The following is an 8,937-nucleotide window of genomic DNA, read 5'->3' as shown; positions in this document are numbered from 1 at the left end:
GACGCGTCCTGAAACGCCTTGTCGTCGGTCGCGCCATGCGCAGCGACCGGCTCGGTGAGACCCTCCTTCCGAAGAAGCTGGCGCTGCCGGTCTTCGCGAGCGACGCGCTCTCGTCCGTGGCCTACGCCCCGGACGAGATCTTCCTGACGCTGGGGCTCGCGGGCGGGGCGCTGGCGCTCACGGCCTCGTGGCAGATCGCCGTGGCGGTCGTCGTCGTCATGCTCGTGGTCGTCGCGTCCTACCGGCAGAACGTCCATGCCTACCCCTCAGGCGGTGGGGACTACGAGGTGGCGACCACGAACCTCGGGCCCAGGGCCGGCCTCACGGTGGCCAGCGCGCTGCTCGTCGACTACGTCCTCACCGTGGCCGTGTCGATCTCCTCGGGCGTCCAGAACGCCGCGGCGGCCCTGCCGTTCGTCCGCGGCCACGAGGCGCTGGTGGCCACCGGCCTGGTGGTGCTCCTGACGGCGATGAACCTGCGGGGAGTCCGGGAGTCCGGGACCACCTTCGCGATCCCGACCTACCTCTTCATGTTCAGCGTCCTCAGCATGGCGGCCGTCGGCATGTTCCGCCAGGCCACCGGCACGCTGCCGCCGGCGGAGAGTGCCGGCTTCGAGCTGGTTGCCGACCCCGAGCACGCAGCCATGTCCACGCTGGCCATGGGCTTCCTCATGCTGCGCGCGTTCTCCTCCGGCTGTGCCGCCCTCACGGGTGTGGAGGCCATCTCGAACGGCGTGCCCGCCTTCCAGAAGCCCAAGAGCAGGAACGCCGCGACCACGCTGCTGCTGATGGGCCTGATCGCCGTCACGATGCTGCTGTCGATGGTCACCCTCGCGCGGTGGACCGGCGTGAAGTACGCGGAGGATCCGGCCGAGCAGCTGCGCCTCAACGGCCAGGAGGTCGAGGGGTACGTCCAGGAGACGATCATGGGCCAGGTGGCCCACGCGGTCTTCGACGGCTTCCCGCTCGGCGTCCTCGTCGTCTCGATCGTGACCGGGTTCATCCTCATCCTGGCCGCGAACACGGCGTTCAACGGCTTCCCCGTGCTCGGCTCGATCCTGGCCAAGGACGGCTGGCTGCCGCGCCAGCTGCACACTCGCGGTGACCGGCTCGCGTTCTCCAACGGCATCCTGATCCTCGCCGGGGCCGCGGTCTTCCTCATCGTGCTCTACGACGCCGAGGTCACAAAGCTCATCCAGCTCTACATCGTCGGTGTCTTCGTCTCCTTCACGCTGAGCCAGACCGGCATGATCCGGCACTGGAACCGCCACCTGCGGCTCGAGCGCGACCCGAAGGCGCGCGCCAGGATGCACCGCAGCCGGGTCATCAACGCCGTCGGGGCGACGATGTCGGGCACCGTCCTGATCGTCGTCCTCGCCACCAAGTTCATCCACGGTGCCGGCTACGCCATCGCGGCGATGGTGGTCCTGTACTTCCTGATGCTCGGCATCCACAAGCACTACGACCGGGTCCGCGACGAGCTGACGCTCTCGGAGGCCGACGACGCGGACCACCAGCTGCTGCCGTCGCGGGTGCACGCGATCGTGCTCGTCTCCAAGATCCACAAGCCGACGCTGCGCGCGCTCGCCTACGCCCGGGCCACCCGGCCGTCGAAGCTGGAGGCCATCACGGTCAACGTCGAGCCCGACGAGACCAAGGCCCTGCAGGAGGAGTGGGACCGCCGAGACATCCCTGTCCCGCTCAAGGCACTCGACTCGCCGTTCCGCGAGATCACCCGACCGGTGGTCGAGTACGTCAAGTCGCTCCGCAGCGGGCACCCGCGCGACGTCGTCGTGGTCTACATCCCCGAGTACGTCCTCGGCCGGTGGTACGAGCAGGTCCTGCACAACCAGAGCGCGCTGCGGCTCAAGGGCAGGCTGCTCTTCACCCCGGGGGTCATGGTGGCCAGCGTCCCGTGGCAGCTGGCGTCCTCGGAGGGCCAGGAGGCTCGCTTCGACGGGCCGGCCGTCGGCTCGGTCCGGCGCGGCGAATGACCGCGGAGCCACGCCAGCTCGCGGTCGGCGACGAGGTCGAGGTCGAAGTGGGCGCGGTGGCCCATGGCGGGCACTGCGTCGCCCGCCACGAGGGCCGGGTGGTGTTCGTCCGGCACACCCTTCCCGGCGAGCGGGTCCGCGTGCGGGTCACCGAGGCCAGGGAGGGGCAGCGCTACGTCCGCGCCGACGCGGTGGAGGTGCTCACGCCGAGCGCTCACCGTGTCCCGGCCCCCTGTCCGTATGCCGGGCCCGGGCTGTGCGGCGGGTGCGACTTCCAGCACGTCGCGCTGCCGGAGCAGCGACGCCTGAAGGCGGCGGTGGTCCGCGAACAGTTCGCGAGGCTGGCCGGGCTCGACGTCGAGGTGGAGGTCGAGCCCGTGGCGGGCGACCGGGACGGCCTCGGCTGGCGTACCCGGGTCGAGTTCGCCGTCAGCCCCGACGGAACCCCGGGCCTGCGCCGCCACCGCTCCCACGAGGTCGTGCCCGTTGCCGACTGCCTCATCGCCCACGACACCGTCCGTGCGGCGGGAGTCCTCGGTCGACGGTGGCCCGGCGAGGCCGCGGTCGACGTGGTGGCTCCGAGCGCACCCGAGGGGGCGGGCGCGGTCGTCGTGCCGGTGCCGAGCGGCGAGGCGGCCTCCCCGAGGGTCACTGAGCGGGTGAGCGCGGGCGGCTGGGAGTCCATGTTCGAGGTCGGGGCACGCGGGTTCTGGCAGGTCCACCCGGGCGCGGCGGGCACGTTCGTGGCCGCGGTGATGCAGGCCCTGGCGCCGCGGGAGGGGGAGCGAGCCGTCGACCTGTACGCCGGCGTCGGGCTGTTCGCCGCCGCTCTCGCAGACGCGGTCGGCCCGACCGGCGCGGTGCTGGCCGTGGAGGGCGAGGGGCCGGCCATGCGCAGCGCTCGCCGCAACACCGCCTCCCGTCCCTGGGTGGAGCTGCGCCCCGGGCGTGTGGACAAGGTTCTGAAACCGTTGGTGCGCCAGGGAATCCGCGCTGACCTCGTGGTGCTCGACCCGCCCCGCACGGGGGCGGGCCGCGTGGTGGCCCAGCAGGTGGCGGCGCTGAGCCCGCGGGCGGTGGCCTACGTCGCCTGCGACCCGGCGGCGCTCGCCCGTGACACGGCATACCTGCGTGAGGGTGGGTACCAGCTGCGCGCCCTGCGCGCCTTCGACGCGTTCCCGATGACCCACCACGTCGAGTGCGTCGCCGTGCTCGAGCCACAGGAGCCCGCATGACCGAGCCGTTCCGGCACACCGTCGAGGTGCACTTCTACGAGGTCGACCAGGCCGGGGTCGTGTTCAACGCGTGGTATCTCGCGTGGTGCGACGACGCGCGGATGGCCTACCTGGCGGCGCGCGGCCACGGTCTCGACTGGTCCAGGGCCGAGGACACCCTGCCGTTGGTGCGGCACGCGGAGATCGAGTGGCTCGCCAGTCTCGAGGCGGGCGACCATGCCGAGATCGTCGTGCGCCCGGTGAGGGTGGGGGAGACCTCGTTCACCCTGCGCCACGAGATCCACCGCGCCGGTGACGGGCTCCTGTGCGCCGCCCTCACCGTGACCTACGTGGCCGTGGGTCTCACGGACCGGGTCAAGCGGACCCTGCCCCTTTCCCTGCGGGCGGCTTTGGAGAAGGATCAGCAGGGCTCGCCCTGACGCGGCGGCCCGCGCGCTGGAGAGGCCGGGGTCGACGAGCAGTGGACTGCGTCGGTGTGGTTAGATATCTTGATGTCAAGATAAATAGACTCAGCGGTGGAAGGAGCAGGCTGTGGCCAGCGCGAACAGCTTCAATGCACACGGCAGGCTGGACGTGGGGGAGAACTCCTACGAGGTGTACCGACTCTCGGCGGTCGAGGGGAGCCAGACCCTGCCGTACAGCCTCAAGGTGCTGCTCGAGAACCTCCTGCGCACCGAGGACGGCGCGAACATCACGGCCGACCACATCCGCGCCCTCGGCAGCTGGGACGAGAACGCCGAGCCCGACACGGAGATCCAGTTCACGCCGGCGCGCGTGATCATGCAGGACTTCACCGGCGTTCCCTGCGTGGTCGACCTGGCCACCATGCGCGAGGCCGTGGCTGAGCTGGGTGGCGACGCCGCCAAGATCAACCCGCTGTCGCCGGCCGAGCTGGTCATCGACCACTCCGTGATCATCGACGTGTTCGGCCGGGCCGACGCGTTCGAGCGCAACGTCGAGATCGAGTACGAGCGCAACCGCGAGCGCTACCAGTTCCTCCGGTGGGGCCAGACCGCGTTCGACGACTTCAAGGTCGTCCCCCCGGGCACCGGCATCGTCCACCAGGTCAACATCGAGCACCTGGCCCGCACCGTCATGGTCCGCGACGGCGTGGCCTACCCCGACACCTGCGTCGGCACCGACTCGCACACCACGATGGTCAACGGCCTCGGCGTGCTCGGCTGGGGCGTCGGCGGCATCGAGGCCGAGGCAGCCATGCTCGGTCAGCCGGTGTCGATGCTCATCCCGCGCGTCGTCGGCTTCAAGCTCTCCGGCGCGATCCCCTCGGGCGCCACGGCCACCGACGTCGTGCTCACCATCACCGAGCTGCTGCGCAAGCACGGCGTCGTCGGCAAGTTCGTCGAGTTCTACGGCGAGGGCGTGGCCCAGGTGCCGCTCGCGAACCGCGCCACCATCGGCAACATGAGCCCGGAGTTCGGCTCCACGTGCGCGATCTTCCCGATCGACGACGTGACCCTGGAGTACCTCCGCCTGACCGGCCGCTCCGAGGAGTCCGTCGCCCTCGTGGAGGCCTACGCCAAGGAGCAGGGCATGTGGCTCGACGCCTCGCAGGAGGCGCGCTACTCCGAGTACCTCGAGCTCGACCTGTCCACGGTCGTGCCGTCCATCGCCGGTCCGAAGCGCCCGCAGGACCGCATCGCCCTGAGCGACGCCAAGGAGGCCTTCCGCAAGGTGCTGCCGACCTACGTCGCGCACCACGAGGGCGACCCGGGCGAGGGCGCGAGCTTCCCGGCCAGCGACCCGACCGCCGGCAGCGGCGACCTGGTCAACGGTGGCGACCAGCCGGCATACGAGGGCAACGGCACCGACCGCCCGCGCAAGCCGGTCACGGTGACCACCGCCGAGGGGACGACGTTCGAGATCGACCACGGCATCGTCTCGATCGCCTCGATCACCAGCTGCACCAACACCTCGAACCCGTCGGTGATGATGGCCGCGGCCATGCTCGCGAAGAACGCCGTCGACAAGGGCCTGGCCGTCGCGCCGTGGGTGAAGACCTCGATGGCCCCGGGCTCGAAGGTGGTCTCCGACTACTACGAGAAGGCCGGTATGTGGCCCTACCTCGAGAAGCTCGGCTTCCACCTGGTCGGCTACGGCTGCACCACGTGCATCGGCAACTCCGGGCCTCTGAACGACGAGATCTCCCAGGCCATCAACGACAACGACCTCGCGGTGGTCTCGGTGCTCTCGGGCAACCGCAACTTCGAGGGCCGCATCAACCCCGACGTGAAGATGAACTACCTGGCCTCGCCGCCGCTGGTCATCGCCTACGCGCTCGCGGGCACGATGGACTTCGACTTCGAGACCGAGGCGCTCGGCAGGGACGCCGACGGCAACGACGTCTTCCTGCGTGACCTCTGGCCGACGCCGGAGGACGTCGAGCGCACCATCGCCGAGAGCATCACCAAGGAGATGTTCGAGGGCGACTACGCCGACGTGTTCGCCGGCGACGAGCGCTGGAAGTCGCTGCCGACGCCCGAGGGCAACACCTTCGAGTGGGACGCGGAGTCCACCTATGTCCGCAAGCCCCCGTACTTCGAGGGCATGCAGATGGAGACCACCCCGGTCGAGGACGTCGACGGCGCGCGGGTGCTCGCCAGGCTCGGAGACTCGGTCACGACCGACCACATCAGCCCGGCGGGCTCCATCAAGGCGGACAGCCCGGCTGGGAAGTACCTGGCCGAGCACGGCGTCGAGCGCAAGGACTTCAACTCCTACGGCTCGCGCCGCGGCAACCACGAGGTGATGATCCGCGGCACGTTCGCGAACATCCGCCTGAAGAACCTGCTCCTCGACGGCGTCGAGGGCGGCTTCACCCGCAACTTCCTTGCCGGTGGCGAGCAGACGACCATCTACGACGCCTCCGCCGCCTACCAGGAGGCCGGCGTGCCGCTGGTCATCCTGGCCGGCAAGGAGTATGGCTCCGGCTCCTCCCGCGACTGGGCTGCCAAGGGCACCCGCCTGCTGGGGGTCAAGGCGGTCATCGCCGAGAGCTACGAGCGCATCCACCGCTCCAACCTCATCGGCATGGGTGTCCTGCCGCTGCAGTTCCCGCAGGGCGAGTCCGCCGACTCGCTCGGTCTCGACGGCACCGAGACCTTCTCGATCACCGGAGTCACCGCGCTCAACGACGGCACGACGCCCCGCACGGTCAAGGTCGTCGCCGAGAAGGAGGGTGGCGAGACCGTCGACTTCGACGCGGTCGTGCGGATCGACACCCCCGGCGAGGCGGACTACTACCGCAACGGCGGCATCCTGCAGTACGTCCTCCGTTCCCTCGTGAACGGCTGACGCCAGCACGACACGAGAGGGGTATGCCGCGTGGTCACCACGCGGCATACCCCTCTCGCCTGTCCGGGGCGTGGTGGGTCTCCACCGTCGGTGCCCGCCAGTACTGTGCGGGCATGGCCTCCTTCGAGCTGACCCGCCGCGCCCACATCGACGCCCCGCCCGCCCGGGTGCACGAGCTCGTCGACGACTTCCACTCCTGGACGCAGTGGTCGCCGTGGGAGGACGTCGACCCCGACCTGCGACGGACCTTCAGCGGTGCCGAGAGCGGCGTCGGCGCCCGCTACGCGTGGGCCGGCAACCGCAAGGCGGGGGAGGGAAGCATGGAGATCCTGCGCAGTGACGCCACGCAGATCGACGTCGACCTGCGGTTTCTCAAGCCGTTCAAGGCCCACAACCTGATCGCCTTCTCGTTCACGCCCGCCGGCGCGGGCACCGACGTGGCGTGGACCATGAGCGGTGACCGCAACCCCGTCATGGGACTGCTCGGACGGCTCTACTTCGACAAGGCGGTCGGCCGTGACTTCGAGAAGGGCCTGGCCCGGCTGAAGCGGGCCGCCGAGGGCTGAGCGCCGCCCGCTCCCCGTCTCTCGTCTCGCCGGCGTGCCGCACGCAGTCGCAGGAGGCGCCGACCGGCCGCGACCGCAGGACACAGCGCGCAATGCGGGCGATCCTGCCGTAACGTGCGCCGTACCGGCGTCGTTGGACGTGGTAGGGGGACAGCACACACCTTTGAGGGGAGGGGTGGGCACCATGACCGGGACCATTTCTGTGCAGCGTCTGCTTCGGGCCTGCCTCGGTGCCCTCGGTCTCACCCTCCTGTGGCTCCTGCTCGCTGCCACCGACGTCCGCGCCGACGAGGCGCGCCCGGCTCCGGCAGCACCGGGGCCGGGCATTGCGGCGTCGGTCCTCGCCGACGCGACATCGACCCCCGCCCCCGGCGCTCTCGCCCTGGTCGCTGACGTGGTCGCCTCGCCCGCCAAGCAGATCGCACCATCGACAAAACCTACGAAAAGGCCTGTCGCACAACAGGAGTCGCTTCCGCGTGATACGTCCGCCCCCGGCGTCGGGAAGGCTCCCGGCTCACCCGCGCAGCGCGAGTCGGCGCCCTCGGTCGGGCCGGTGCTCCAGGCCACCGCGAGCCGCGCGGCGACCACCGTGCGCACCTCGGCCGCGACCGTCGACGCCGTGGTCGCCGCGGCCTCCACGGTCGTCACCCCGGTCGACACGGCCGGAGCGGTGACCGACGTGCTCGAGGGTGCCGGGGCCGTGGGAGGCGACCTGCTCAGGACCGTCTCCAGCGTGCTCGACGACGTGCCGGGGCAGGTCCAGCCGCTTCCGCAGGCACCTGTGCCGGTGCCAGGGCAGCCCGTGCACCAGCCTTCCACCATCGACGACCTGGCCGCTCCCGCGGCAGCTGCGCAGGACCCTGAGATCGTGCCGCCGCTTGCGACAACGTCGGCGTTGGCGACTGGGCTGGCCATCGACGGGTCAGCAGCCGCGTCATCCGTCACCGGGGCAGGGCGGGCCTCCGCCGCCGTCGGTGACCGTGGCGGCGCAGCCCCGCTCGGTCCTGGGCCGGCACCGTGGGCGCCCGGCGGTGCACCCGATGGGGTCGTGCCGGGCGCTGCGGGAGGCGCGCACGGCAGCCACTCGGGCGACAACCCGGCCGAGCCCGGCACCGAGACGATCCTCGACGCGCACGCCGCTGCCCTGAGCACCGCGGCGACCGCCGCCGAGCACCCCGCACCCCCGCGGGCACCCGGCTTCCGACCCGAGTAGGCGCGCATCGGCGCGGGCTCCGGCCTGCGCTGCGCACCAGCACCTCGCCACCGCGGGCCGCGGTGGTCCAACTCGGGAAAGGAACGGTCATGCACGCATACGTGCGCAGAGGGCTCTTCATCGCCCTCCTCAGTGGCGGCGGGGTTCTGCTCGCCGCTGGTCAGGCCTCCGCGGAGGAGACGTCCGGTCAGGACAGCCTCCTCGGAGGGAGCCAGGTGACGGCTCCGGTGACGGCGCCGGTCACGGTCGGTGACGTGGCGGTCTCGGGGACCGAGGACTCCTCGACCTCCGGTGGTACCGCGGCGGGTTCGGGGTCGGGCTCGTCGGCTCCGGCGGCTTCGTCCGGGTCGACCGAGGGGTCGGGTTCGACCGGTGGCGGGAACCAGGTGAACGCGCCGGTGACGGCGCCGGTCACGGTCGGTGACGTGGCGGTCTCGGGGACCGAGGACGCCTCGACGTCCGGTGGTACCGCGGCCGGGTCGGGCTCCGGTTCGGCTCCGGCGGCTTCGTCCGGGTCGACCGAGGGGTCGGACTCCACGGCTGGTGGGAACCAGGTGACGGCTCCGGTGGCGGCGCCGGTCACGGTCGGTGACGTGGCGGTCTCGGGGACCGAGGAC

Annotated in this window: 6 protein-coding genes and 1 pseudogene; 6 read left to right on the top strand and 1 reads right to left on the bottom strand. The window is 71.2% G+C overall.

What is annotated here, in order from left to right; genetic code table 11:
• From VIB11_RS15905 to VIB11_RS15880, 6 genes are all read left to right on the top strand, one after another.
• A partial coding sequence (locus VIB11_RS15905; RefSeq protein WP_414695864.1) for an APC family permease occupies positions 1–1,994 on the top strand: 1,994 nt, incomplete at its 5' end.
• On the top strand, positions 1,991–3,229 hold the full coding sequence (locus VIB11_RS15900; protein ID WP_332032487.1) for a class I SAM-dependent RNA methyltransferase: 1,239 nt from the start codon (positions 1,991–1,993) through the stop codon (positions 3,227–3,229). The genes VIB11_RS15905 and VIB11_RS15900, both read left to right, overlap by 4 nt.
• Positions 3,226–3,648 (top strand): thioesterase family protein, encoded by a 423-nt coding sequence (locus tag VIB11_RS15895; protein WP_332032486.1) that lies wholly within the window; start codon positions 3,226–3,228, stop codon positions 3,646–3,648. Before VIB11_RS15900 ends, VIB11_RS15895 begins: the two co-directional genes overlap by 4 nt.
• Positions 3,649–3,760: 112 nt before the next feature.
• Positions 3,761–6,541, top strand: a complete 2,781-nt coding sequence (locus tag VIB11_RS15890) for an aconitate hydratase (protein ID WP_332032484.1) — start codon at positions 3,761–3,763, stop codon at positions 6,539–6,541.
• 113 nt (positions 6,542–6,654) lie between these two features.
• Positions 6,655–7,107, top strand: a complete 453-nt coding sequence (locus tag VIB11_RS15885) for an SRPBCC family protein (RefSeq protein ID WP_332032482.1) — start codon at positions 6,655–6,657, stop codon at positions 7,105–7,107.
• Between the two features lie 184 nt (positions 7,108–7,291).
• Positions 7,292–8,320, top strand: a complete 1,029-nt coding sequence (locus tag VIB11_RS15880) for a hypothetical protein (RefSeq protein WP_332032480.1) — start codon at positions 7,292–7,294, stop codon at positions 8,318–8,320.
• A 187-nt stretch (positions 8,321–8,507) separates the two neighbouring features.
• Here VIB11_RS15880 and VIB11_RS15875 read toward each other — a convergent pair.
• Positions 8,508–8,937 (bottom strand): annotated as a pseudogene (locus VIB11_RS15875) (hypothetical protein); the annotation flags it as partial.

Origin of the sequence: Pedococcus sp., assembly GCF_036554925.1 — a bacterium.
Classification (GTDB): Bacteria; Actinomycetota; Actinomycetes; order Actinomycetales; family Dermatophilaceae; genus Pedococcus_A.
Note: the sequence above shows the minus strand (reverse complement) of the source record. Positions and strands in the feature narration are given on the sequence as shown.